At 47.3% G+C, this 23,744-nt stretch carries 17 protein-coding genes; 7 read left to right on the plus strand and 10 right to left on the minus strand.

The window, feature by feature from the left end; genetic code table 11:
- Nucleotides 1-16: 16 nt before the first annotated feature.
- Complete coding sequence (locus IEW88_RS11895) at nucleotides 17-1,516, plus strand: metallophosphoesterase (protein ID WP_147905221.1); 1,500 nt, start codon at nucleotides 17-19, stop codon at nucleotides 1,514-1,516.
- Between the two features lies 1 nt (nucleotide 1,517).
- Entirely contained in the window at nucleotides 1,518-3,476 is a 1,959-nt protein-coding gene (locus IEW88_RS11900) for a CHAT domain-containing protein (RefSeq protein WP_147905220.1), read from the plus strand.
- A 56-nt stretch (nucleotides 3,477-3,532) separates the two neighbouring features.
- Here the strand turns inward: IEW88_RS11900 and IEW88_RS11905 are convergent, their stop codons facing one another.
- The 4 genes from IEW88_RS11905 to nudK all read right to left on the minus strand — a co-directional run bounded on the left by IEW88_RS11905 (nucleotide 3,533) and on the right by nudK (nucleotide 7,876).
- Nucleotides 3,533-4,996: a carbon starvation CstA family protein gene (locus tag IEW88_RS11905; protein WP_147905219.1), complete on the minus strand. Its 1,464-nt coding sequence runs from the start codon at nucleotides 4,994-4,996 to the stop codon at nucleotides 3,533-3,535.
- 127 nt (nucleotides 4,997-5,123) lie between these two features.
- Nucleotides 5,124-6,479, minus strand: coding sequence for a M24 family metallopeptidase (locus IEW88_RS11910; protein WP_147905218.1), 1,356 nt, complete (start codon nucleotides 6,477-6,479; stop codon nucleotides 5,124-5,126).
- A gap of 125 nt (nucleotides 6,480-6,604) precedes the next feature.
- Nucleotides 6,605-7,144, minus strand: a complete 540-nt coding sequence (locus IEW88_RS11915) for a hypothetical protein (protein ID WP_147905217.1) — start codon at nucleotides 7,142-7,144, stop codon at nucleotides 6,605-6,607.
- 144 nt (nucleotides 7,145-7,288) lie between these two features.
- On the minus strand, nucleotides 7,289-7,876 hold the full coding sequence (gene nudK / locus IEW88_RS11920) for a GDP-mannose pyrophosphatase NudK (protein WP_147905216.1): 588 nt from the start codon (nucleotides 7,874-7,876) through the stop codon (nucleotides 7,289-7,291).
- A 507-nt stretch (nucleotides 7,877-8,383) separates the two neighbouring features.
- On the opposite strand from nudK, the gene IEW88_RS11925 reads away from it, so the two are divergent.
- Nucleotides 8,384-11,164 carry a TonB-dependent receptor gene (locus IEW88_RS11925; protein WP_147905215.1) on the plus strand — a complete coding sequence of 927 codons (2,781 nt, stop codon included), beginning with the start codon at nucleotides 8,384-8,386 and terminating at the stop codon, nucleotides 11,162-11,164.
- 91 nt (nucleotides 11,165-11,255) lie between these two features.
- A complete protein-coding gene (locus IEW88_RS11930) occupies nucleotides 11,256-13,256 on the plus strand; it encodes a metallophosphoesterase family protein (RefSeq protein ID WP_147905214.1) in 2,001 nt (666 codons plus the stop codon).
- Nucleotides 13,257-13,283: 27 nt separating this feature from the next.
- On the opposite strand, the gene IEW88_RS11935 is transcribed toward IEW88_RS11930, so the two are convergent.
- Entirely contained in the window at nucleotides 13,284-13,724 is a 441-nt protein-coding gene (locus IEW88_RS11935; RefSeq protein ID WP_185148645.1) for a DUF1090 domain-containing protein, read from the minus strand.
- Between the two features lie 249 nt (nucleotides 13,725-13,973).
- The gene (locus tag IEW88_RS11940; RefSeq protein WP_147905212.1) at nucleotides 13,974-14,312 is read right to left on the minus strand and encodes a YggL 50S ribosome-binding family protein; all 339 of its coding nucleotides are present in this window, start codon (nucleotides 14,310-14,312) and stop codon (nucleotides 13,974-13,976) included.
- Between the two features lie 223 nt (nucleotides 14,313-14,535).
- Between IEW88_RS11940 and IEW88_RS11945 the strand changes: the two genes are divergently transcribed.
- Nucleotides 14,536-15,282: a class I SAM-dependent DNA methyltransferase gene (locus tag IEW88_RS11945; protein ID WP_147905211.1), complete on the plus strand. Its 747-nt coding sequence runs from the start codon at nucleotides 14,536-14,538 to the stop codon at nucleotides 15,280-15,282.
- A 7-nt stretch (nucleotides 15,283-15,289) separates the two neighbouring features.
- Here IEW88_RS11945 and IEW88_RS11950 read toward each other — a convergent pair whose 3' ends face one another.
- A complete protein-coding gene (locus tag IEW88_RS11950; protein WP_147905210.1) occupies nucleotides 15,290-15,652 on the minus strand; it encodes a DUF1304 domain-containing protein in 363 nt (120 codons plus the stop codon).
- 208 nt (nucleotides 15,653-15,860) lie between these two features.
- On the opposite strand from IEW88_RS11950, the gene IEW88_RS11955 reads away from it, so the two are divergent.
- Together IEW88_RS11955 and IEW88_RS11960 are read left to right on the plus strand one after the other, a co-directional pair.
- Nucleotides 15,861-18,815 (plus strand): M14 family metallopeptidase, encoded by a 2,955-nt coding sequence (locus IEW88_RS11955; protein ID WP_229670454.1) that lies wholly within the window; start codon nucleotides 15,861-15,863, stop codon nucleotides 18,813-18,815.
- 147 nt (nucleotides 18,816-18,962) lie between these two features.
- Nucleotides 18,963-20,534 (plus strand): amidohydrolase family protein, encoded by a 1,572-nt coding sequence (locus tag IEW88_RS11960; RefSeq protein WP_147905209.1) that lies wholly within the window; start codon nucleotides 18,963-18,965, stop codon nucleotides 20,532-20,534.
- A 204-nt stretch (nucleotides 20,535-20,738) separates the two neighbouring features.
- Here IEW88_RS11960 and IEW88_RS11965 read toward each other — a convergent pair whose 3' ends face one another.
- The 3 genes from IEW88_RS11965 to IEW88_RS11975 all read right to left on the minus strand — a co-directional run bounded on the left by IEW88_RS11965 (nucleotide 20,739) and on the right by IEW88_RS11975 (nucleotide 23,589).
- The gene (locus tag IEW88_RS11965) at nucleotides 20,739-21,425 is read right to left on the minus strand and encodes an energy transducer TonB (RefSeq protein WP_147905208.1); all 687 of its coding nucleotides are present in this window, start codon (nucleotides 21,423-21,425) and stop codon (nucleotides 20,739-20,741) included.
- A gap of 167 nt (nucleotides 21,426-21,592) precedes the next feature.
- The gene (locus IEW88_RS11970; protein WP_229670456.1) at nucleotides 21,593-21,898 is read right to left on the minus strand and encodes a putative signal transducing protein; all 306 of its coding nucleotides are present in this window, start codon (nucleotides 21,896-21,898) and stop codon (nucleotides 21,593-21,595) included.
- A gap of 203 nt (nucleotides 21,899-22,101) precedes the next feature.
- A complete protein-coding gene (locus IEW88_RS11975) occupies nucleotides 22,102-23,589 on the minus strand; it encodes a mannan-binding protein (protein WP_147905207.1) in 1,488 nt (495 codons plus the stop codon).
- Nucleotides 23,590-23,744 lie beyond the last annotated feature (155 nt).

Consider the following 23,744-nt stretch of genomic DNA (forward strand, 5'->3'; position numbering starts at 1 on the left):
TACGAGGTTAACCCCAATGAGCAATTTTCCTGCTTATGATGAAGTGCATGTGATTTCCGATATCCATATGGGCGGTGCTGAACCCAGTTTTCAGGTGCTGCGCGAAACCAAACGACTGGCTGGTTATATTCAGTGGGTCGGTACACAAAATCCTGCTGGTCAGGTCGCTTTAGTGCTCAATGGCGACGTGTTTGACACCCTGGCTGAAAAATCCTCTGACTACATTATGGTCGACAGAGCCGTTGAAGTGGTCAGTAGTATTATGGCCAATCCATCCTTCTCTGGCATTTGGGCGGCACTGGCGGCTTTTGTCGCGCTGGAGCGGCGCTCTCTGGTGTTTATTATCGGCAATCACGATGTGGAAATCTCCTTTCCTGTAGTACAGCGCCTGATCCAGCAGCGTCTGGCAGGCGATAATCCGCAAAAACGCGCCCGTATTGAGTTTTCCACTATAGGAGCTGGTTTTAGCTGCACTGTGGGTGGCGCTAGGGTTTACTGCACCCATGGCAATGAAGTCGACCCCTGGAATTTCAACAGATACGAGGACTTAGCCAAAGTGGGCCGACGCCTCAATGCGGGCCGCACTTTAACCCAGCAGGAATGGACTCCTAATGCCGGTACCCGCATGGTGAAAGAGGTGATGAATCAGGTGAAAGAGAAATACAAATGGATTGACCTGCTCAAACCTGAAACTCAGGCCGCTGTCGGCACCTTGGTGGTGCTGGATCCGTCGCAGGCGAAGAAAATCGGCGATTTATTGTCGATCGTAGGACGAAAAACAGTAGACGGCGCACAAGTCAATCAACGCTTATCGATGGATGGCTTTCAGACGCATGCAGAACAAAATGCAACCCCACCTCCACTGACACAAATGCTTGGCAGCAACCTGACACAAGGTATGAGAACCTACGCCAGTGCTGACAGTCAGGCGGTGGATGCCATGCTACTGCAAGCCGAACAAAACCTTGGTACTCCAAATGCGCAACTCCATGAACAGGATGGACAACTGGGCACTGGCCAGCTGATTTTTGACCGTTTAACCGGCTGGATCCGCAACATTCCCAAAGATGAAGCCTTACGCCGCGCGATGAAAGACTGGTTGTCCGGCGATAAAACCTTTGATATCAATGACAAAGATGACACTTATAAAGAGGTCACAGCTGCAGTTGGCAATGGCATCGACTTTATTATTACAGGCCACACCCATCTGGAGCGCGCTATCGACATGGGGTCAGGTCGTTATTACTTTAACTGCGGCACCTGGATCCGCCTGCTGAGTTTTACGCCGGAGATGCTTAAAGATCAGGCCTCTTTTCAGCCCGTCTATAAAATCTTAATCGACGGCAAAATGGAAAGCATCGACAACGCCAGTTTTGGCGGTCAGCCTTTTGTGATGAATCAAACCAGCGCCGTTTCTATTAAAAAAACTGCCACTGGCGCCATTGGCAGCCTGACTCATGTGCTGGGTGATGGCACGGGCGAGCCGCAAATTATCAAGCAATTTGAGAGGTCTTAACATGAAAGCGCAAAGCACCGAAATTCGCAGCGTCAAGCTCGAACTGTTAAGAGCAGGCCCTACTCACAACCAGTTATTGTCGCCTTTAACCAACTATATTGCACTTTGTGGTTCAGACGGCCCGGTCACCATCAACATCCCTTATGAACACCGCCAGTTGCTGATGCGGTTAAAGCGATTGAAGTACCCTCTGGATAAAGACCCAGCCACCGACGATCAGCGCCAGGCTGAGCTTCGGGATATAGGCGAAAGTCTGGGACGTATTTTTGCACAAGTACCGGCATTGATTTCCGAACTGGGCGCGGCTGCGGCAGACAAAAGTAGTCTGGTGCATTTAAGTTTATCGATGTCGGCTTTTGAGCTGGGTTTATTGCCTTTTGAAGCGGCCATAGCAGCAGATGGTTTCCCTGGTACTGGTGCCCCGCTGTTTTTGCAAATGCGCACACCGGTATCTGTCACCCGCGAAGTACGCCGTGGTCGTCCTTTGCCGATGAACTGGGCCAGAACCCCAAAAATTCTGTTTGCTTTTGCAGCACCAGCCGGCAGTTATGTGCCATCCCAATCCCATTTACAAGCGCTGCGTGAGGCGATAGAACCCTGGGTCAAATTAAAAGACAGCCCGGAACAGCGCATCAGTGAAGTGAAAAAGCTGCTGACGGTCTTACCACAAGCGACGCTTGAGCAATTACGCGCACTTTGTGCCACGCAAGAGTTTACTCATGTGCATATTCTGGCGCATGGCGCGCCTTATCAGGAATCCGGTGATGAGCATTATGGTGTCGCTTTGTGCAGCGAGGCAGGCCCTGATCAAATTGACGTGGTCGACGGAGAACGACTGGCAGTCGCACTGACTGCGAATGATGCTTTAGGCACCACGCACTGCCGCCCTACTGTAGTTAGCTTAGCGACTTGTGATTCAGGCAATATCAACTCGGTACTCACACCAGGTGGTAGCATAGCGCATGAACTCAATAGCTCAGGTATTCCATGGGTGATAGCCTCACAGTTTCCACTCTGGATGAAAGCCTCGGCTATAGCAGCCAAAGTGCTCTATAGCGGATTACTCAAAGGTGACGACCCGCGTTGGGTATTACATGAATTACGTCAGCGTTTACGTACTGACGCACCAGAAACCCACGACTGGGCCAGCATAGTGGCTTACGCTACTATTCCATCAGACTTTGCTGTGCAGGTGCAGCAGTTCCATGCCACACAAACCCAGCGCAAAATTGAAGTGAAGTTTGACCGTATTGATGAGCTGGTGAAAACCATCACTCAAGGAGTGACCACATCCGATCAGCAAACTGATGTGCATGAAGAACTGACTGCTTTATCCGAAGCGATACGGCAAGAGCTGAAAGAGTGGCGCGACGAGCCTCATGATCATTTAAGCAAAGAAGAATGGTCGATGCGCTTAGGTCTGAGTGCTGCCAGTGAAAAACGTATTGGTATAGCGCTGGATTTAATAGGTGCAGAAAAAGAAGCGGATCAGGCTTACAAATGCTGCTTTGAGTTTTATCAGTCCGCCTGGACCATCGATCAGTCCAATCACTGGCTATTGACGCAATACCTTTCCATCATAGCTATTCGCAACAGAACAGACGATGCAGCAGGTTTACAAAAGTTGTCGGAACACTACGGTGCGATCTGGTCAGCAGCGCTTGAAATGACGAGCTGGAAACTGAATCTGAACTCAGGCAAAGACAAGGTTTATCTGCTGGCCACTTTAGCTGAACTTACCTTACTGAATGCGGTTTATCATCCGGAGAAAGCCGACCCAAAAGCACTGCAGCAGACAATCAGGCGCTACTGCAAAGCCATGCTGGATGAACCTCTGACTGATAAATTCCCTGTACTATCAACAAGGCGGCAATTTAGTCGTTACTTGCTGGAATGGAAAAGCCCAATCTGGCAAGACTTAGCCCAAACAGCGGTAGACGCATTAACAGAAGAAGCATGACCTGAAAAGCAACAACGGGCATAAGCCCGCTGTTGCTTTATCTGTCGAAGGGCTGCTTAAACCGCTGGCACAGTGCGTTTATTATGAGCAACCAGCAGACCAATCAAACCCACAACAGCCACCAGCACGCCTATAGGCTTGCTGTAGTCCATAGGTAAGTTCAAACCTATGCCAGCAGTAGCGATGTAAGCCACAGTCATACTGGTGCCTATAACGGCAGGGATACTGACAATCCAGTGGAAAGTACCACGGTCAAATAAGTACTTAGTTGCCAGCCACAACACACTGGTGGATAACAGCATGTTAGAGAAGGCGAAATAACGCCAAATCAGCGAGAAATCCAGTAAGGTCATCAGATAAGCAATAGTCAGGATGGGCACTGACAATAACAGTCTGTTGCGCAAGCTTTGTGGGATGTTAAACGCATCCACTATAGTTAAACGCAGCGAGCGGAAAGCGGTATCACCTGAGGTAATAGGGAATACAGCCACCGCCAGTATCGCCATTACACCACCAAACACGCCCAGATAGCTGGTGGCTATATGATTGACCACTAAACCCGGACCGCCTTGAGCCAGCATGGCTTTTAACTCGACATAACCACCAGGAAAAGCGGCAATACCAGCCAAAGCCCAAACACAAGCGACTATGCCCTCACAGACCATAGCGCCGTAATAGACTGGACGCACGTATTTTTCATTGGTTAAACAACGGGCAATAATAGGTGCCTGAGTGGAGTGAAAACCACTGATAGCGCCACAGGTAATAGTTAAAAACAGTAAAGGCCAGATTGGAGCCCCATCAGGGTTTGGCGTTAAAAAATCATGCTCATGATGACCATCAAAATAAGCAAAAACATCAGCAACTTGTGGTAAGTGTGGAGCTTCAAGCAATATAGCGCCGGCGATTAAGGTGGTCATCACTATCATCAACATGCCAAAAGCCGGGTACAGCTTAGTAATAATTTTGTCGATAGGCAGTAAAGTAGCGAGGAAGTAATAGGCTAAAATCACCAACACCCAAAAGGTATTACCCGCTAAAAAAGTGCCCTCAAAGTAAGACAAGTTACTTAACAGCCCCGCCGGGCTCATAATAAACACCACACCAACAAAAAACAGCAACATGGCGGTAAATACCAACATAAAGCCTTTAAACACAATGTTGTAATAGTGGCCTGCTATTTCAGGTAAACTTTTACCATCCTCTTTGATGCTCATCACGCCAGAGAAATAGTCGTGTACAGCACCGCCAATAATATTGCCAATCACAATCCAGACCAAAGCCACAGGGCCATACACAGCACCCAGGATAGGTCCAAAAATAGGCCCTACCCCTGCCACGTTTAAAAACTGGATTAAAAAAGCTTTTACCGGGCTTATCGCCACATAATCCACACCTTCGTTAAAACGCTCCTGAGGTGTGATGGCTTTAGGATCGATACCCGCCTGTTTTTCAACAAAAGGGCTATAGAATTTATAACCGAGAATAAGTATCGCAACACTGACAAAAAAGATAAGCATAGGGCTAGATTCCTTGTTTCTTACAGGCTTTTTCAGCGCCGTCGATGCGGCGCTTTTTTATGAGTCATCTCAGATTAACATGCAGCTATGTCATTGGACATTAGCGGATAGTCGATAGAGCCAGACTTTAGCGCACCAGATGCCATTGAGTCTGGCGTCCTGCCAGATAAATCACCTCTTTGCCATCAAAATAAGCACTTTGCTCCAGCTTAATCTGTACATAATGCCCATCCCATTCCGGTACTTGTTGTTTGATATTGCCTTCAATGGCATAAGCAGTGTTGGCATACAATGGCCATTGGCCGTGCTCTAAATCGGGCGTCTGGTGATCCCACATACCAATAGTTGGCCCAGGCGCATGACCCACAAAACCTAAAGGATGAGTATAAGTACTGCTGATAATGCCCTGCTTTTTGCTTTCCTTGATGGTATTAGCCAGTACTTCATTACCTGTGCGGCCAGTTTTAAATTGACGGGTTAAACTATCTTGCCACTGATTGCCTGTCGCCAATGCTTTTTTAAGGCCAGCAGGTACCTCCTGCTCATTCACCTTTAGCACGTAGCCCATTTCCTGAGTATCAGTACAAAGCTTCAGATAACAAATTCCTACATCTGTATGCAACACATCACCACGTTGGATCACGCCTTGACTTGCGCAGGAGGCCGCCTGCGCTTCACACGGCAAGCCTGGTCGTTGCAGATTGACATCCGGCATAAACCAGACTGGCAAACCTAAAGCTTCATAACGCTGGCGGATATACCAGGCCACATCTTCTGTTGTGGTCACGCCGGGTGTGATCACTTTTGCGCTAAAAGCTTCGGCAATCACAGCGCGGGCCAGACTGACAATATGTGGATAAATATCCAGTTCAGACTCAGTGCGTTGTTCCATCCAACGCACCACCAAAGATTCTGCACTAACCAAACGGCTGGCATAGTGTTTCGGCAACACATCAAGCAGTAACTGGTGTAGCCCTTTGGTCAGACCGTCAGCCACTGGCCAATCTGCCGAGACGTTAATACCAATACGCTGTGGATCACGTTCTGTAATTACCTTAGCCAAAGCCTGCCACTGCTCCGTCAGATCACCACCCGACCAGGCCGCGGTATAAGGTGCACCAAAAGGATATCTATTGACCGATAAACGCTCAACCGAGCCGTCTGCCTTGCGGGAAAACACCAGCATTGTGGTGCGGCGGGCGGCAAAAGTCGGTTGTGGCACCAAAGTGAAATACACAGGATCTTCAGCATACTCCCGGTTAATCACCAGCCACATATCCAGCTTGGTTTCAGCCATCAGCTCTGGCAATAACGCATCCAGCCGCTCTGTCAGAATACGATTTTCTATCGCCACCCTGTCTCTGGGCGCAAGCACAGCAAAATCATCTGCAGAGCTCAATTGTCGGCCTTGGCTAAATTCGGCAGCAAAAGTCGGAGTTATGGCAATAACAGTCAGTAAAACTGCGGTGACTATAGTTTTCATTGGCCGCACCTTGTAGTTGTAATTATAAAGTTGAACTAAAACTAGTTTATAAAGAAAAACTTACAACAAATTACAAGTCGATGAAGCCTGAAATACAGCAGATCACATGCATGCTGCGACAAAAGTTAGTTTGAACGGCGCGACCTCGTCAGAAAACCAAAAGCACAGGCCAACAAAGGCCGCAGAGTTTTATGCAAAATAAAAGACATCAAGACCACCAGAGTACCAACGCCGGTCGGAATCAACACCCCAAAAGTGAAACACATGCCAAGCACAAAACCTAATAAACACTCAGCCCTATACAGCGGAAACAGCAGCGCCAGCAAAGGCAAACTCAGCATCAACGCAGGCAATAGTTGCTGTTGATACAAAAATAATACCGAAAGCAAAACGCCAAACAGCAGAGCACCTATAAAACCAGCCAGCACAGTAAAAGGATAAGCTGTCACTACCCGCTTATAGATACGACCAGTTAAAAACCAGCTCAGCACAGGCAATACCAGAGCTCCCCACCAGTTTGATATCGCAGGTAAGTCTTCTCTTTGCAATAAATGATGACTCACCACTCCACCATTAAGGTGTTCATAAGCCAACAAAGCCCAGATATATAAAGTGCTGACTGCAATGAAAACCCAACGATGTGATTGAAACTGTTTTTCTGTCATTCCTGTACTCCAACTCAGTCCATGCATCTGTTTAGCAACCAATAACTCAGTTGAGTCTGACTGATCCTGGCTGTTATCGCTGTGTCCAATTGTAAGCAAAAGTAGCGCGCAGCACTGCACGCTCCGGACTGTGCTCCTGCACCATCACCTGCTATCTAATAAGTTATTAATTTTGGCGTACTGCAGCAGCATAATAGTTTTGCCATCTTTAATTTCACCGGATTGAATCATCGAATAAGCCCGTTCAAAATCCAGCTCCAGTACTTCGATATTTTCCTGCTCATGCGCCAAACCACCGCCTGCCGAGACCTGCATATCCTGCGCATATTCAGCGGCAAAAAAATGAATGATTTCGGTGACTGAACCAGGCGACATATAAGCTTCAAACAGCTTTTGCACTTGATCGACTTTATAACCGGTTTCTTCTTCGGCCTCACGTTTAATGCAGTCTTCCGGATTATCCTGCTCAAGCAAACCGGCACAGGTTTCAATCAACAAACCATCCGGATTACCGTTGATATAAGTAGGCATCCGAAACTGACGTGTCAGGATCACTGTGCCTTTGGCTTTGTTGTACAACAAAATAGTAGCGCCATTGCCACGGTCATAGGCTTCACGGTGCTGCAGTTGCCACTGCCCATGCTGGTTTTGATATTCAAAGCTAAATTTGTTCAGGGTATACCAGTTGTCAGACAACAGGATTTTCTGAATATTTCGGATCTTATGATTCATGGATAAAACCTTTATCTAAATTCATACACTGCCCGCATCAGCAAAGCTGGAGACAAGCTTTTATCGACTTGCTCGCAGCCTGCCATGGCGACGAGCGTTCTACATAAAGTTGCAAAATTAATCGCAAAAATACCGCTACTTATCGTCTTTCAAAAAAAAGAAGACATGCTTATCTCGTGCTTCAGTTCAAAAAGTTCATCAAAACCTCGCCCTCTCGCAGTAGAGGAAAAGATAGCGCCAGAATAAGATTAAGTTACTGATTTTAAAATAATTACAACACCAGGACATTAACATAAAAATGAAAACGGTTACATTCAGACTTTTAGTCGCCTGAAATCATGCTGCTTTTTTGTTTCACTAAGCTTTCAAAAAAGTAACATTTGATATAAATCACTGAAATAAAAGCATCATAGTTGCTCTGTAACCTCGCCCGTCGTTGAGTACAACTGCAGTACTTCAGCTTTGAAATACTGTAGTGAAAAAATAACATCAGCTAAGGGTTTGGGAATGAAAAGTCAGAAGCAACACCGTCATCATCTTGTATCAAAACGCACAGCCTTAAGTCTGGCCATCAGCCAGCTGGTACTGGGGTCAGCGATCAGTTTGCCTGCGTATGCGCAAGACAAACAGACAGAGCAAAAAGTCGAAGTCATCGCAGTCAAAGGGACCTACAGCAAAAGTCTGGAGCAAGCCGTTGACATGAAAAAAGACAACATAGGTTTCTCTGATTCTATAGTTGCTACTGATATTGCTGACTTTCCTGAACAAAACCTGGCTGAAGCTTTGCAACGTATGCCAGGTGTGACTATCGAGCGTAACAAAGGCCTGGGTAGCAAAGTCAACGTACGCAGTTTGCCATCTGATTTTACTCATGTATCTATTAATAACTTAGCCACAGCTTCAGGCAGTGGTGGCCGTGATGTGGAATTCGATATTTTTGCCTCTGAAATTATCCAGAGCGTAACAGTACAAAAATCTCCTACGGCAGCTGATGAAGAAGGTGGTATCGCAGGTTCTGTGCAAATTGGCACAGCTAAACCTTTCGACTACAGTGACGCCCAATTTGTGCTGTCCGCTGAAGGTGCTCATAACTCGATTTCAGAAAAAACCGACCCTAAATTCTCTTTCCTCGCCAGCGATACCTGGGGTGACTGGGGGGCTTTAGTGTCTTTTTCTAAGGCTGAGCGCAGCAACAGAACAGACTCAAACTCGGGCATTAACTTCCGCCCTATGGGTCGTTTTCTGGAAGCATCAGCTCCTCGCTCGACACAAGCTGCCGCTGTATTGCAACGTGATGCAGGCGTAATAGTCAGTGATTTTAAAGACAAAGACGAAACCAGCCGTATTATTTTTCAGGATAAAGTGGGTGACCGTGTTTTCCAAAGCGAGCAAGACAAATGGGGCAGCACAGCCTCTGTTCAATACAAACCGAGCTCAGATTTCAGCCTGACCTTTGATGCAATGTTAGGTGGGTATGACAACACCGAAGATGAATACGATGCAGCCGCTTACTCAGCCTCAAGCCGCAGTACCTTAGAGACTATTCATGCCTACGACGACACCACACTGGCAGAATACGGCATGGTGGTGCTGACTGACGTGTCATACACGGCCACTCAGCATGAGTTTTTAAGCAAAGAACGGATTAACGAAACCGACTTCACTCAGTACAGCCTTACTATGGATTGGGATCTGAATGGCTGGGAAATCAATGCACTGGCAGGTTTTTCAGGTGCCGAAAAAACAGCTGACTACGCGAACCTGAAACATGTAGCTTATGCGCCATCCCGTACCCGTTGGACTGCCAATGGTGGTGAAACCATCAAGAGCGCCAACCCAAATAGTATCGACATGTACAACGCGGCCGACAAATACCTGTTTGAAGCCTATGAAACCACATTAGAAGAAGTGCAAGACGACAAGTACGCCGCTCAGCTCGACTTCAAAAAAGAGTTGGATTGGTCCATGTTACCCGCACTGAGCAGTGTACAGTTTGGTGTGCGTTATACCGACAAATCAAAAGAACGTAACTATGGCGAAATAAAAATACAGGGGCCTTCTGCCGGTGACAGTTCATACGTGAACAAACGCACCTTAAAAGACAGTGAGCTGGGTTATGTGACAGATATCGCCTCAGGCGGCGCTTACCAACCGAGAGATCTGAATTGGATGCAGGTTTCAAACGACTATGCCCGCAGCACTTTCCGTTATGAGGGTTTCTACACGCCATTTCAGGTGAACCAGTACTACCGTGTTGATGAAGAAGTCACTGCTTTATATGCCATGAGCAACTTTGACTTTGAAATTGGCGGCTTAGCAAGCAAGTTAAATGCTGGTGTGCGCGCTGTGGACACTGACGTCACTTCCTTCGGTTACCATCCAATCCAAAACGAGGACGGCACTACAGGCTACACTAAAGATCCTGTGTCTGCAGACGGCAGCTACAACGACCTCTTACCAAGCTTGAACCTGACCGTAGAAGTGGCTGACGACGTGATTTGGCGAACCGCTGCATCAGAAACTCTGATGCGTCCAGCCTTAGGCGATATCGCTTACAAACGCACGGTAAGCTGGAGCGAATTTCGTTTTAAAGACGGTAACCCAGGCCTGAAACCAACCAAAGCTAAACAGTGGGAAACTGGCGTTGAATGGTATATGGAAAATGGCGGTATCCTGGCTGCATCATACTTTTGGAAAGATATCGAAGGTGTAGTGCGTGAAGAGCTGACCGGTCTAGTAGAAGATGTGGAAAAGCGTAATGCAGACGGTTCACTGGACGGTTATTACGATTTTGAAGTGTTCCAACCTGTGAATGCCGAAGGTTCTTACAAGGTCACTGGTCTGGAATTAATAGCCCAGTTACCTCTGACTATGCTGAGCGAGTCTCTGGATGGCTTTGGTATCAACGCTAACTACACCATGCTGGACAACAGTTTAACGGGCGCTTCGGATTTAGATATCCCAACCCCACCCGAAGGTTTAGCAGATAAAACTTACAACTTTACCGCTTATTATGAAAACGACGTGTTTGATGCGCGGATTTCATACAACTACAAAGACAAGTACGTCGAGTACATTCACCTGAACATGTACCCGGTATACCGTGACGCTTACGGTCAGACGGATATAGCTTTAGGTTACCAGCTGACAGACAACGTCAAACTGAGCTTAAAAGGCATCAATATGACAGATGAAGAAACTACAGGTTACACCATGAACCCGGCCTTCCCTGTGATGTACGAGTTCTCAGGTCGACGTGTAAGCTTAGGTCTGCGTGCAGATTTCTAATGCTGCAGCAGTTTGGGTATAAACAATAAAATTACAAAGGCTACAGCCACGCTGTGGCCTTTTTTATTCGTCGTCGAAGGAAACATCACTGATGAAAACAGCCCTGCTCTGCTTTGTATTGGCTCTGTTTTATTTACCTATAGTGGCAGCAGAACAAAGTGCCCCGACACAAATTGCCTTTTTACCTGATATTCATTTTCATGATGTGTATGCCGAATTTAACGACGGCAGTTTTAAAGGAATTCCAGGTACACACAAAGCCGCAACCATCCGCACTATGGCGGCTCAGCTGCAATCCACCCGGCTTTTTAATGAAAACTACTTTGCCTTAAAGGCTGCTTTGGATGATGTCGTGCGCCGTAACGTTAAACTTGTGGTACTGCCCGGTGATTTCAGTGACGACGGCCAGAGCCTGCATATCCGCGGTTTAAAACGTATGCTGCAGCACTACAATAAGACCCATGGTCTGAAGTTTTTACTGACATTGGGCAATCACGATCCAGTGCGGCCTTTTGCCCAGCCTGCAGGTAAAGCCGATTATTTAGGCCAAGACAGCCGGCCTTTAGCTATTTTTAGCCCTGGTTCTGAACCTTGCACCAGCAAAACCAGCGCCGTCATTTGCACTGAAGAAGTGAGAGAACTGGGCTATAGCGAACTCACCACTGAACTTGCTGACTTTGGTTTTTACCCCAAAGCAGAAGATCTGTATTGGGAAACTCCCTACAGCTCTTATTCTTCAGCCAACTATAGCTACGAAAATGCTTTAGCTCAGTCTGATTTCGGCAAACGCCAGTTTGAAATTTGTCAGCAAGGCGCAGGTGGACGTTACAAAAAGTCAGGCTATAGCAACTGCCATTTAATTCCGGACGCCAGTTATCTGGTGGAGCCTGTCAACGATCTGTGGTTATTGGCGATAGATGCCAATGTCTACAAACCTAAAGCTGGTTATCAGGGCAAAGGTAATGAAGCAACGGCCTTTGAAGGCTCTGGCAATGCCGGTTACAACGCCATGTTTGATTACAAACCACAAGTGATGGCCTGGGTAAAACAGGTGGCTGTGCGCGCTAAAGCTCAGGGTAAAACACTCATTACCTTCAGCCATTACCCTATGATTGAGTTTTATCAGGGACAGACGCAGCATATAGCCAACTTATTAGGTGAAGAGCGCGGTCAGTTATCACGCAGCCCTAAGCAGCATATCAGCCAGCAATTAGCCGACCTGGGCGTACAGTTGCACATAGCCGGCCATATGCATTTAAACAATACCGCAGTGGTGAAGTCAGAGAGTGGAGCCAGTCTGGTGAATATCCAGGCCCCTTCTTTAGCCGCTTATGTTCCGGCCTATAAGTTACTGACCCTGACCAGCGCCCAGCAGGTGAAAGTGCAAACCATAAAGCTGGACCATGTGCCTGGATTTAATCAGTTATTTGCACATTATCAACATGAATGGCAGCAACTCAAACAAGACAAAAAGCCAGTGTGGGATGCCAGTTTGCTTCAAGCCAAAAACTACCGCGAATTTGCCAACGGCCATTTGCGTGAACTCACCCGTTTGCGCTTTTTACCCAAAGACTGGCCGGATGAACTACGCAAGCTTCTGCTGGCATTAAACGGCGAACAAATGCTGATACTGTCTCAACTGGACAGCCAAGTCACACTGGGGCAATTTTCACCGGATCTATTGCAGCAACTCACGCAAAGCCAGGCCTGGCAACAAGCCAGACAAAAAGCCCAGCTGCAGGCATTAGCGGCAGAAATAACCTTGGACGACCTGACAACATGGACTGGTTTTGACTTAGTGCTGGATTTTTATCGTTTACAAAACGCCGGTGAGCTGGCTTTGCCGGATATCCCAGCAGCACGGTTAAAACAGTACGGCTTTTTTACCTCGCAGCTGCAACAAGCGAAAATAACAGCTAACCACAACAAGGCGGACTGGCCGCAGTGGACTTTGCCACAGTACAGTCAGCATCAGTTTGCCGCTTTATTTCAGATCATCCATGGTTTTTTACAAGGTCAGCCGAACAGTGATTTTATGCTGAATATGCAAACCGGCGAAATCACCGCACTGAACAAAGCTCAGGCGCACTAGCGCCTGAGCTTTGTCAGACTATGTCAATCACTGCGGCAGCTGTTCCAACTGACTCAACTGCTGTTTTAATCTGTGAATGTCACTGGTGACTTCTTCCAGCTTTTGACGGTATTTCAATACTTTATCTCTTTGACCGTCCAGCTCAGCCTGCTGTAAATCAACCTGATAACGTACCAGTTTTTGATTGGCTTCAGCTAATTTGGCATTCAAAGCCTCTTTGAGGCGGCTGTCGTCACAGCTGGTTCTGGCATTGTCCAATGCCATTTGCAAACCAGTGACTTGATTGGTGTCACCACTTTGCCTGGCCAAACTCAACTGAGTTTCTATTTCACAAAATTTTTGTTCACAGCCTTTTAAAGCGCTACAGCTGGCTGCGGTTTGAGCCATAGCAGGAGCAACAGCCATCACAGTGGTCACTGCCAGAGCTGCAGCAACTAAGGCATAACAACCTGTAGATTTAAGCCTCATGTCTATCTCCTTCATCAGAACCTGCGAGTCCTTACAGAAAATAGCAATTGTTGATGAACTCAAACTTAAGCCGGATGAACACAAAATGTTGTGGACCAGGCGTACTTCAGACATAAAACACGGCCAAGAGCAAGGTGACTGCAGCACCAGTCAGTTCAGGGCTTCAACTCAGCCTCAGACTTATATGGATATGCCATAAAAAAACCCGACCAAAGCCGGGTTCTTACTGTTTCAGAGCGAACTGCTAATTTAGAAACTTACACCGTAGTTCGCATCGACCAGCTCACTGACCTGCAATTTAGCGACAGAAGGCAGCGCTTTAAACCAGTCGCTGATCACCTTGATATCGTCCTGTGTCGCAGAGCCATAACGGTGTGCCGACCAAATAAAAGCTTCAAACTGAGTTTTGTCACCACCACCGGCCATCACCAGATCACGACTTTCAATCAGAGCAATAAACTGGTCCAGCAATTTGCTGAAGTCCTGCTCAGACTCCAGTCCTAAGTCACAGGACAACTGAAAACCGTATTCAGTAAATTCACCCAAATAGAGTTTTTTCTGTAAACGACGGCTTTTAGGTTTAGACATGAGATCTCCTTGATGTATCTGCCGCAGATTCGGCCTGATACCTGATTAAAACTATAGGTATGACTATAGGATCTCGTTATCAGGACCCTTTAAGCAAGCTTTTTTTCGTCGCCTTCGCAACTGGCTGATGAAATCACAGCCTTTCAGTGCCTTCTGAGCTTCGCAAAAACACCAAACTGATATATGATGCGCGGCCGAAAATTTGACCAGTTAAAACCCAGCTATGCACTCATCCAACGCGCTTTACACAGATTTATCTGGTTATTACGACCTGATGTGTGCTGATATTGACTATCAGGCGCAAAGTCAGAGTGCGCGCCGGTTGCATCAGTTTTTTGGTGGTGATGGCCGAACCCATCTGGATTTAGCCTGCGGCACCGGGCCTCATATCCGGCATTTTCTCGATGCGGGGTATCAAAGCAGCGGACTGGATCTAAACCAGCCCATGCTGGATAAAGCGCAGCAACGTTGCCCTGAAGCCAGCTTTATGCTGCAAAATATGTGTGATTTTACACTGGCTGAACCCGTTGATTTAATTACCTGTTTTTTGTATTCCATTCACTACAGCGCCAGCATAAAAAATCTTAAGGCCTGTATCGATAGTGTGTTTAACGCACTAAAACCAGGTGGAGTGTTTTGTTTTAATGCGGTAGACAAAGACAAAATCGACAACAACTCTTATGTACGACACAGCGCTGTATTTGACGATAGCCATTTTGTATTCGAATCCGGCTGGAATTACAGCGGCATGGGCGACAGACAAACGCTGAACTTAAGTATTGAAAAAACTACGACAGATTTGAAACAACTCTGGCAAGACCAACACCCCATGGTGGCTGTTAGTTTTGCAGAGCTGGAACTCTTACTTTGCCCTTATTTTGAAGTGCATATTCTTGAGCATAACTACGAAAAAATTGCTGCATGGGACAAGCATTCAGGTAATGCACTTTTTATCTGCATTAAACGCTAAACGGCTTTTACATAAAGGTTAAATACAACAAGACTAAAGCCACTGCCGCTGGCAGCGCCTGCACATATAGGATTTTTTTACCTACCGTCATCGCGCCATAGATGCCAGCTACGATCACACACAACAGAAAAAATACCTGAACGTCGATACCTGCCTTGCCCTGGTACAACCCCCACAGCAAACCAGCTGAGAGAAACCCATTGTACACCCCCTGATTAGCAGCCATCACTTTGGTCACGGCCGCCTTTTCCGGCGTCAGGCCAAACACCTTCATCCCTTTAGGTTTGTCCCATAAAAACATCTCCAACACCAGAAAATACAGATGCAGCAATGCCACCAGCAGAACCAGCAGATTTACGAGCAATTCCATAATTTTATCCTTGTCTGTAAAAATGATGTTTTATGCTATCCCAACGCACGTCAGACAAACCAGAGCTTTCTTGCCAAAGTGATCAACGCTCAATGGCTCAGCGCCGTCTGGCGTTATAAATTCATCGTTTTAACCAAAGAAAATCACCTTCGGTCGCAATTTCCACTGTAGCACAGGTTGCCTTGTATGCTTTTTATGCAACTTTGCTATGGTAACGGTTAGGCCTGTGCCTGACGAGCCAAAAATTCCAATCGACAGAGATAAAACACTAATGAAAACAACAAAGTCTATCCCTTTATTTAAAACACTGCTGCCAGCCAGCCTGTTGTGCTGTGCTTTTGTAACAGTCAGCTCAGAGGCGGCAGTGTTAATGAAACCTACAGCAGCCACAACGCTGAATTACCCACATGCGCTGACACCGGAAAAAGTCAATCCAGCCATTACGCCACCGGAAAAGGTGCTCGGGTTTCCGGTTGGCCAGCGCACCGCTACACCAGAACAAATTAATGAGTTGGTTAAACTTTGGGCCAAAGAGAGTGACCGTATTTCGTACCAACAATACGCCACCAGTTATGAAGGCCGGCCACTGCATCTATTGGCTATTTCGACACCGAAAAATCTGGCTGCGTTACCGGATATTCAACAAAAAGTGCAAATGCTGGCAAAACCTCAAGGCAAATCGTCCAGCGACATAGAAAAAGCCATTAAAGAATTGCCTGCTATCGCCTGGATGGCTTATTCCATTCACGGTAATGAGTCTTCAGGTGCGGATGCCGCTCTGGCTTTGATTTACCAGTTGATTGCCGCAGATGATGCTGAAATCACAGCAATGCTTGAGAATATGGTGGTGTTAGTTGACCCCATGATGAACCCGGACGGCCGCGCCCGTTTCACCAAGATGCTGGAACAGCACAGAGGCACAGCACCTAATGTCGACGGTCAGTCGATGCTGCATACCGGAGTCTGGCCTTTTGGCCGTTCGAACCACTATTACTACGACTTAAACCGCGACTTCTATTTCCTGCAGGCGCCTGAAACCCGTGGCCGGGTCGCGCTGATTAATCAGTGGTATCCGCAACTGATGATCGACGGCCATGAAATGGGCAGCGACGACACCTTCCTGTTTGGCCCGTCGCGCGAACCTATTAACAGCAATATTCCACAGAGTAAGCATAAGTGGGGCAAAATTTTTGCCACCGATCAGGCGGCAGCTTTTGATCAAAATAACTGGACTTACTACACAGGCGAGTGGTTTGAAAATCTCTATCCAGGATATTCCAACTATGCCGAATACCGTGGTGCAGTGCATATTTTGTATGAACAAGCCCGCACTGCCGAAGATGGTATTCAACTGAACAATGGCATTGTCCGCACTTATCAGCAGTCGGTGCATCATCAGTTGGTGAGCTCTATCGCCAACCTGAAAACCCTCGCCGCCAACAGCAAAGCCATGTACCGCGATTTTGTTCAAGACCGCCAATTAGTCGCGTCAGCGGACAGCCCTTATGCCAACAAAAGTTATGTCGTATTGCCCACAGCCAACCGCAAAAGGCTGGAGCATTTTGTCTCTTTGCTGCAAGCACAGAATATTGAAGTGCTGCAACTGACAGCCCCCACTTCAGTGAAACGGGTGGTTGATCAACTAGGACAAAGCTTTACGCAGAAAAACCTCCCCAAGGGAGCAATAGTGATCAACGCCCGCCAAAGCGAGGCCCGTTTACTCAACGCTATTCTGGAGTTTAATGCCAACATTAAAGACGAAGTGCTGCTGGAAGAGTACCAGCGTACCTTGCGCGATGGCAGCTCTTTGATGTACGACAACACAGCCTGGAATATGACCATGATGCTGGGTTTAACCGCTTTGGAAGTAGGCGAAGAAATTAGCGATAACGTCAAAGCCTACGAACCTGCTGCGCTACAGGTTGCAGCCAAAGATGAAAACCTCGGTTGGCTGGTCAATGGCGACGACGATGCCTCAGTTGCCTTTGCAGCACGCCTGATGGAACAAGGAGTGCAGGTGCGTTTAATCGACAAGGCGGGCCAATTAGGTTCTGTAGTCTTTAACAGAGGTACTGTCACTGTGCTTCGTAGTGACAATCCTCAACATGCTGATTTAGCAGACAAGGTTATGACTGCAGCGGCTGATGTTCATACCGACTTACACAATCTGACTCAAGGCTTAGGAGATGGCGATTTACCTGATATCGGAGGCGCACATTTCCGCTTATTGCAGGCCCCCAAACTGGCTATTGTCGGCCAAAGTGGCGTCAGCCAGCTGGATTTTGGCGCTATCTGGCATATGGTCGATACGCATTTAGGCATTCGTCACAGCCATCTGGATCTGGCCGCTTTAACCAGAGCAGATTTACGTCAGTACAACGTGATAGTGCTGCCACATATGATGGCCAAACTTGATCCTTCAGCGAGTGCGGCGTTAAAAAGCTGGGTCGAAGCAGGTGGTACCTTAATCAGTGTGGACGGTGCAACAACACAGGTGATGGCTGGAGGCTTGTCTACAGTCAAACCTCTGGCCGCAGCTATTGAAGACGCAGCCAAATATGATTTGTCTTTGCAACGTGAGTGGTTAGCCAGTCAGACTACCCTGGCCAATAAAGCGGCCATCAATAGTTATCTGGTGCCTGAACACATTAGCCTGCCCTGGCTTGCCGATGAGAAAAGCAAAGGGCTGGATAAAGATCAGCTAAAAATCTGGGAACAATGGTCAGCTCACTTTATGCCATCAGGCGCCATTCTGGCCGGACGGGTGGATCAGAAACACTGGCTCACTTTTGGTAGTGAAAATCAGCTGCCTTTGTTGTTCAGTAACCATCCGCTGCTGATGTCCGATGACGAGTCTGAAGCCGCAGTGCGTATTGGTGTGATGACAGAAAATAAAATGGTGCCGTCCCGTAAACTCGGCTGGTCAACATTGCCTGCGGGTCAGGATGTACGGGTGCGGATGAGCGGTTTGTTATGGCCTGAAGCGGCGCAACGCGTCACTAACGCAGCGTATCTGACGCGTGAAAGTAAAGGCAATGGCCAGGTCATTCTGTTTGCTGGTCAGCCAGTGGTTCGCGGTGCAACCAAAGGTACAGAACGTTTACTGCTAAACGCTATTGTCTATGGCCCGGGTTTGGGCGCATCTAACCCGATTAAACTCTGACGTGCTGGGCCATGCTTAATTTTTCACAGCATGGCCCACAGTTATCGCTGAATTTATCCCTTTAAACCTATTCAGTTGCAGCCAGCTCTGCGCCTTGCCATAGTGGTTTACAGCCTATGCAACATAACAAAATAATAAGGAAAAACTATGCGCATTTTGCCTTTTGTCGGCACCGCTTTATTGCTGACACTTTTTGCTCAACCAGCGACCGTCGAAGCGGCCACCACAGAACGAACGCCATCAGCACCAGAACGTGACAGAGGCGAAGGCCCATATAAGCGGCTGATTTTACGGGGTGGTACTTATATCAGCGGCGAAGGTGCACCTCCTGTTGGCCCTGTCGATATAGTGATTGAAAAGGATCGCATCACAGAAATTACGGCTGTAGGTAATCCAGGCGTGCCTGTCTTGCCGGAGGGCAGGCCTAAGGCTTTCGCCGGTGATCAGGAAATGGATGTCAGCGGTATGTACATTCTGCCGGGTTTCATTGATATGCATGGTCATATTGGCGGTTCAGCCAACGGCACTCCGGCCGAATATGTATTTAAACTCTGGCTGGCGCATGGCATTACCACAGTGCGCGAGCCCGGCAGCTTTAATGGCGTCGACTGGACTATGCGCCATGTCAAAGCTTCAGAGAAAAACAGCATAGTGGCGCCCCGTATTGTGCCTTATATCGGCTTTGGTCAGGGCCTGAGTAAACCCGTGTTTAGCCCGGAACAAGCCCGGGATTGGGTGCGTGATATTAAAGACTCAGGCGCCGCTGGCATTAAATTTTTTGGCTCCACCCCGGCTATTATTTCGGCCGCTTTGGATGAAGCGAAAAAACAGCAGCTCGGCACTATGATGCATCATGCGCAGCTAAATGTGATGGGCACTAATGCGCTGGACAGCGCTCGTATGGGTTTAACTTCGATGGAGCATTGGTATGGTTTGCCCGAAGCACTCTTTACCGGTCAGGTGATCCAGAATTATCCAGCCAACTACAACTATCAGAACGAGCAGGACAGATTCGCCAACGCGGGACACCTATGGAAACAAGCCGCAGCGCCTGGTTCAGAAAAGTGGAATGCAGTGCGGGATGAACTGATCAAACTGGACTTCACCATCAACCCTACACTAACCATTTATGAGGCAACACGGGATGCCAGTGCGCAGCGTAATGCCGAATGGCACCAGGACTATACCCTGCCGACTTTAGCCAACTTCTTTAAACCTAACCGTTATGCTCATGGTTCTTTCTGGTTTGACTGGACCACCGATCAGGAAATCGCCTGGCGCGAAAACTACCGCATTTGGTTCCAGTTTTTAAATGACTACAAAAACCATGGCGGCCGTGTCACAGCAGGCTCTGATGCAGGCTATATCTATAAAATTTATGGTTTCGCTTATATTCAGGAACTGGAACTGCTGCGCGAAGCAGGCTTTAATCCGCTGGAAGTGATACAGGTTGCCACCTTAAATGGCGCCGAAGCTTTGGGTATGGAAAAAGACATAGGCAGCTTAGTGCCGGGTAAAAAAGCCGATATGGTGATAGTGGCGGAAAACCCGCTGGCGAATTTTAAAGTGCTGTATGGCACAGGTCATTATCGCTTAAATGCCAACAATGAACCGGAGCGCAGCAAAGGCGTGCGTTACACCATCAAAGACGGTGTAGTCTACGACGCGCAGCAACTGCTTCAGGATGTGCGGGCTATAGTGCAACAGGCAAAACAATAACTGTAAGGACGGGTTCATCCCGTCCAACAGTTCATTTCACTGCAACTCCAGCTAGTTCTGTTTTATCAATTCTGCTTTGTTGCAAGGAGCTGCCAAAGCAAAAAGTGACACAAAGAAAAGCCTACGATCAAGCTGTAGCTGTACCATTAGATCATCAGACGCAAGCGCGAAAATATGGCCTAGCCAGTCGAGCACATCAGAGGATCAGGATTGAGTATGATCCAGCGTAAAATTGATAGTTAAGCTTTGCTCTAACTCTTGTCCTGAGGTACAAGCCACAGATTTTTCAAGCAGCCTTTTGGTTTCACGATCAAAAACCCGCTCAGGAGTTCCTTTCAGTTCAATGACCTCTTTGAAAAAACCATTGGCATCAAACCTTACGCTGGCTTCAACCTTGCCTTCAAGACCATCACGAGCTGCAGGTATCGGGTAACGCAAACGAGGTAAGTACAAAATTTTATTTTTTGAGTCGGCTTTTGCAACGCATAGCTGTTGCAGTAAAGGAGCAAGCTCGCCTTTCTGCTGCAACCACAAGGCACTATCAAACCAAAGACGGGATGAAGGCAATTGTTGAATCACTGCTTTGTGAAATTCGTCTTCATTCATACCGGCACGAAATTGACTCATACATTGCTGGTAAGCTTTATCCATCAACTCGCCACGGTAAAGCTCACTGGTCCAGGACAGTTCAGATAATCCGGTAATACAGTCTGAGGTATACAGCTGATAGTTTTGTTGTTCCCGTTGCTTCGACAGCGCAAGTTGTTTTTCCAACTCTTGCTGATATTGCTTCGACGTCTTTTTCTGACTCTGCACCTCAGTGTTTGACGAACATGCCGATAAAACCATAGCAGTGATAAAAAGTGCGGGCAGAACATTTAGTTTTTTCATAAAAATCCTTTTCAGTTTGAGTCACCTTGACGCATTACTGACAGTGACATCTTAGTCTCTTGTAGATTTACTTAATGCCAGATGCTGCCTGATTTGGTCACTTCAAACAACTTTTTTCTGAAGCAACAACAGGTTATAAAGCTATTGACCGCAATAAAATCACACACTCAGCCCTGCTCAGTACCACAATTCCAGCACAACTCAAAAGAAGCGGCGTTTTCCTCTGCGCATTTGCTGCAGTGCCAGTCGTCGGCTTCGCTATCGAGTTTCAGGTTATTTAAAATCATGCTGGCTAAGGCGTAATCGTTTTCGTCCACCAGCCATAACTCCAGCCAGCTATCAAACGCAGAGACCTCACCGATCAGGCTGACCGCATGTTCGTTTTTGATAAACACCTCAAAACCACGGCGTTGCAGAATATTTCTGATATTGCTGACAATCAGTCTGTTTTCATGGGTATAGATCATTTTCATGCTGGTTTTACTCCTGCATTCCAGCCGCACTCTTTGATCAACTGTGGACCTGAGGCAACAAAGAATCAAGAGACAACACCGTATTTCGCTGTGCTGGTTACTGAGGGAATGCGCTGTCATTAAACGTATCAAGCCACTGTTTTCACTATAAAACAGTGGCTTGATGCTGGCTAGGATTGTGCAGTTAGTCTGAGCTATCTGCCTTAGATCCCGGTACAGCCACAGACAGAGCCAGCGCTGGCATTGGCGTTGGTCCAGTTGCCATTCCATTTCAGATAACTGGCAGTACTGGGGCAGACACCAGGCTGAGCTGCCGTGCCCTGACAAATAGCCGAAGCCATGCTGTTATTACCAATAGTGGTCGTGGACGTCACATCAATGTTTTCGCCCTGCCCTATTTTAATGTCTTTAAAAATATGACTAAGCGCCTGAGTAGTGATGTTATTACTGACACTTTGTGCTGTACCGGCATAGTTATGGCAGCCAAAACAGTTACTGGCAAAATTGCTGTTCAGGTTCACATGCTGATAATCAGTTTCTGCAACTGAATTCGCTAAACGTAACGAACCACGTTCATTGGGAACCCCTATTCCACCCGAACTTTGACTGATATCACTGACCCAAAGAGCGCCGACGGTAAAATAATTGGTCAGCACTTTCATCGCTGCTGGTGTGGTAGGTTGTGACAACAAACTCAGTAACTCACTGTTTTGCGTGGTGACATCACTCAGGTTTTCTGCAGCTTTAGGATCGCCCGATGCGGTGCCGTAAGGATGAACCCTGCAAATATTAGTAGGCACACCAGTAGGCGAGGTTTGTTTTTTCAGCGGCTGATTAAACTTACAGGCATTGCCTGGGTCTGCTGAGCCAGGCAATGCTGCAGTGCAACTTGCGCTGGCAAAAGTCCAGGCCGTGCTGTTTTGCGCATTTGGTGCCTCACAAGTAGGGGTATTTTTGACATGCTCGTAGGTCGTCCAGATAAATTCAGGATGGTCTTTGGTGGCAGTCACCATGTGCATTCCCGCTAATCCCAAAGTCACATTTTTGCCATTAATACTTTGTTTTTGGGTGACAAAAGTATTAGCGGCAACTTCAGCATCTGATAACACTTTCCAGCCAAATTTTAGCTCCATAGTGCCGGCCGGAAAATTTTTCGTATTCTGTTTTTGCAGCTCCACAGCACTGCCGGTTAAACCACAAAGTGCCCTATTAAAACGTACGTCGTAATACACCACATTGCCATCCTGCGCATAAATAGTAGCGCCACCGCCGGCCTGGCCTGTCGTCACCGAAGTGCCAGCTCCGGCTTTTAACAAGCTGGTTCTTAACACGGGCCCTGTAATAGTGTTATCGCACGAGTTGGCTGGCGTGCCATCGGCATTAAACTCCAGCACAGGGAAATTCGCCTGTACCTGAAAATTGCGCTGTCCGTTGCTGTTTTGTGACATTAAATACAAAAAGGTTTGGGTAGAAAACTGATAAAAGTCACAGAAATTGGAGCTGCCATCTGAGCCACTTTTTTTCACTTCAGCAGGCAAAGATGGGTTCGTCAACCAGTTAGGATCAACAGCACAAGCGGATGCCGCTGTTGCCGCAGCAGAGTTGTTATACGCCTGATTTGCCTGCGCCATGTGCTGCGCAAACGCACCCAGGACCACACTGCTGATCACTAGTTTTTTTAAGATATTCATCTGCGTTATTCCTTCCATTGGGGGGTTATCACTATCTTTTGAGCCACAGGAGGTTCTGGTTTTGTCGTACCATTTTTACCTGTTTCGAAAACTTTAGTTGCTATTATGGAAAAAGGAAGGTTTTTCAAAAAAGAAACGCAGATCTGAACGGGCAA

Source organism: Rheinheimera tangshanensis (assembly GCF_014645135.1).
Classification (GTDB): domain Bacteria; phylum Pseudomonadota; class Gammaproteobacteria; order Enterobacterales; family Alteromonadaceae; genus Pararheinheimera; species Pararheinheimera tangshanensis.

What these genes read in the sequence shown, in the direction of transcription:
- IEW88_RS11895 (WP_147905221.1), top strand. Translation starts at nt 17, where the DNA reads ATGAGCAATTTTCCTGCTTATGATGAAGTGCATGTGATTTCCGATATC.
- IEW88_RS11900 (WP_147905220.1), top strand. Translation starts at nt 1,518, where the DNA reads ATGAAAGCGCAAAGCACCGAAATTCGCAGCGTCAAGCTCGAACTGTTA.
- IEW88_RS11905 (WP_147905219.1), bottom strand. Translation starts at nt 4,996, where the DNA reads ATGCTTATCTTTTTTGTCAGTGTTGCGATACTTATTCTCGGTTATAAA.
- IEW88_RS11910 (WP_147905218.1), bottom strand. Translation starts at nt 6,479, where the DNA reads ATGAAAACTATAGTCACCGCAGTTTTACTGACTGTTATTGCCATAACT.
- IEW88_RS11915 (WP_147905217.1), bottom strand. Translation starts at nt 7,144, where the DNA reads ATGACAGAAAAACAGTTTCAATCACATCGTTGGGTTTTCATTGCAGTC.
- nudK (WP_147905216.1), bottom strand. Translation starts at nt 7,876, where the DNA reads ATGAATCATAAGATCCGAAATATTCAGAAAATCCTGTTGTCTGACAAC.
- IEW88_RS11925 (WP_147905215.1), top strand. Translation starts at nt 8,384, where the DNA reads ATGAAAAGTCAGAAGCAACACCGTCATCATCTTGTATCAAAACGCACA.
- IEW88_RS11930 (WP_147905214.1), top strand. Translation starts at nt 11,256, where the DNA reads ATGAAAACAGCCCTGCTCTGCTTTGTATTGGCTCTGTTTTATTTACCT.
- IEW88_RS11935 (WP_185148645.1), bottom strand. Translation starts at nt 13,724, where the DNA reads ATGAGGCTTAAATCTACAGGTTGTTATGCCTTAGTTGCTGCAGCTCTG.
- IEW88_RS11940 (WP_147905212.1), bottom strand. Translation starts at nt 14,312, where the DNA reads ATGTCTAAACCTAAAAGCCGTCGTTTACAGAAAAAACTCTATTTGGGT.
- IEW88_RS11945 (WP_147905211.1), top strand. Translation starts at nt 14,536, where the DNA reads ATGCACTCATCCAACGCGCTTTACACAGATTTATCTGGTTATTACGAC.
- IEW88_RS11950 (WP_147905210.1), bottom strand. Translation starts at nt 15,652, where the DNA reads ATGGAATTGCTCGTAAATCTGCTGGTTCTGCTGGTGGCATTGCTGCAT.
- IEW88_RS11955 (WP_229670454.1), top strand. Translation starts at nt 15,861, where the DNA reads ATGGTAACGGTTAGGCCTGTGCCTGACGAGCCAAAAATTCCAATCGAC.
- IEW88_RS11960 (WP_147905209.1), top strand. Translation starts at nt 18,963, where the DNA reads ATGCGCATTTTGCCTTTTGTCGGCACCGCTTTATTGCTGACACTTTTT.
- IEW88_RS11965 (WP_147905208.1), bottom strand. Translation starts at nt 21,425, where the DNA reads ATGAAAAAACTAAATGTTCTGCCCGCACTTTTTATCACTGCTATGGTT.
- IEW88_RS11970 (WP_229670456.1), bottom strand. Translation starts at nt 21,898, where the DNA reads ATGAAAATGATCTATACCCATGAAAACAGACTGATTGTCAGCAATATC.
- IEW88_RS11975 (WP_147905207.1), bottom strand. Translation starts at nt 23,589, where the DNA reads ATGAATATCTTAAAAAAACTAGTGATCAGCAGTGTGGTCCTGGGTGCG.